The 1,656-nt window shown below is 71.6% G+C and carries 2 protein-coding genes; one reads left to right on the top strand and one right to left on the bottom strand.

Features of this window, described 5'->3' with window-relative positions:
• Positions 1-287: 287 nt before the first annotated feature.
• Entirely contained in the window at positions 288-1,163 is an 876-nt protein-coding gene (locus GBZ26_RS29235) for a LysR substrate-binding domain-containing protein (RefSeq protein ID WP_174441777.1), read from the bottom strand.
• 102 nt (positions 1,164-1,265) lie between these two features.
• Here GBZ26_RS29235 and GBZ26_RS29240 point away from each other — a divergent pair.
• Positions 1,266-1,656, top strand: a 391-nt coding sequence (locus GBZ26_RS29240; RefSeq protein WP_174441778.1) for an EamA family transporter, incomplete at its 3' end; no start/stop codon positions are given.

Below are 1,656 nucleotides of genomic sequence, written 5' to 3' on the forward strand. Positions count from 1 at the left end.
GGTCTTCTCCTCCCCGAAGATGGAATCCAGGGTGCCGGGCGGGACGAGGTGGAAGCGCTCCGCCGCATAGACCGCGGCCAGCACCAGCAGGACGGCGACCAGCCCGCCCAGCGTCAGCGGACGGCCCCTCCGGCCGCCCCGCGGTGCTCCGCTTCTCCGTCGCGCCATGCCCCTGGTCCCTCAACCCTGTTCTTCGCCATATCTGGATATGGTTCCTGGGCTGTTCTATGGCGCTTTGGGGACGTGGTGCAACGGTGCGAGAGGAGTGGTTGTGCCGGGCAGCCCCGTCATGCCCACACCGGCTCCGGAAGGCTTTCCGTCAGCAGACCGGTGACCATCTCCACCCCGGCACCCCGCGAGGCGCTTGTGGTCAGCAGCGCCAGCTCCGTCTCCGGCAGGGCCGGCAGGCCGTCCGCCACGCCGAGGAAACGCGCGCCCGGCGGCAGGGCGCTGTGGGGAAGCACGCTGACGCCCAGCCCGCCGGACACCGCGGCGCGCACCCCGGCGTGGTTGGGGCTGGAATAGGCCACCCGCCAGCGCCGCCCGGCGCGCTCCAGCTCATGCACCGCGCGGTTGCGGTAGACGCAGCCCTGGGGAAACAGCACCAGCGGCAGCGGGTCCTCGCGGTGCAGATCCTCCGCCGCCGGGCCGACCCAGCAGAGCGGCTCCCGCCACGCGCGCAGCGCGCCGGGGCGGCCGGGTTCCTGCTTGACCAGGGCGATGTCGAGGTCGCCGCACTCCACGTCGGCGCGCAGCCGCACCGACAGGTCGCAGCGCACGTCCAGCCGCAGCCGCCGGTTCGCCCGCGCGAAATCGGCGAGCAGGCGCGGCAGCCGCTCCACCGCGTAATCCTCCGGCACGCCCAGCCGCACCACCTCCGCCGCCGGGCGCCCGGACAGCACGGCGCTCGCCTCGTCGTTCAGCGCCAGCAGGCGGCGGGCGTAGCCGAGCAGCCGCTCGCCGTCGTCGGTCAGCGCGACGGTGCGGCTGTTGCGGTCGAGAAGCGGCAGGCCGACCTGCTCCTCCAGCCGGCGGATCTGCTGGCTGACCGTCGATTGCGTCTTGTGCACCCGCTCGCCGGCCCGCGTGAAACCGCCGGCGTCCACCACCGAGACGAAGGTGCGCAGCAAGCCCAGATCCATCTCGCGCATCGGAGCGACCATTCAGATTTCGAATGAAATGGATGATATCATCCAATTTCCAAATGGAAAGGGCCTGCGTCATCCTTTCCTCAACGCGCACCATTTCGCACGAGAGGACCGGCCATGACGCACGCCGCCACGCACCCCTTACCCCTGACCGACCCGCGGGCGGCACCGCTCGTCCTGGTCGTGCCCTTCTGCCTCGCCTGGAGTTCAGCCTTTGCCGCCGGAAAGATCGGGCTGGCCGACTGCCCGCCGCTGCTGCTGCTGGCCTTCCGCTTCCTGATGGCCGGGGCGCTGCTCGCCGCCGTCGCGGCGTGGCGGGGCGAGTATCGGGGGATGACCGGGCGGACGCTCGGCCTGCTGGCGCTGCTCGGCCTGCTCAACCACGCGCTCTATCTCGGGCTGGGGTACAGCGGCCTGACCCACGTGTCCTCCCGCCCGACCGCGCTGATTGTCAGCGCCCACCCGGGGGCGGCCGCCGCCCCGCGCCTTGTCTTTTACAACCCACAAG

Origin of the sequence: Azospirillum formosense, assembly GCF_013340925.1 — a bacterium.
In the GTDB taxonomy this organism is placed as follows: Bacteria; Pseudomonadota; Alphaproteobacteria; order Azospirillales; family Azospirillaceae; genus Azospirillum; species Azospirillum formosense.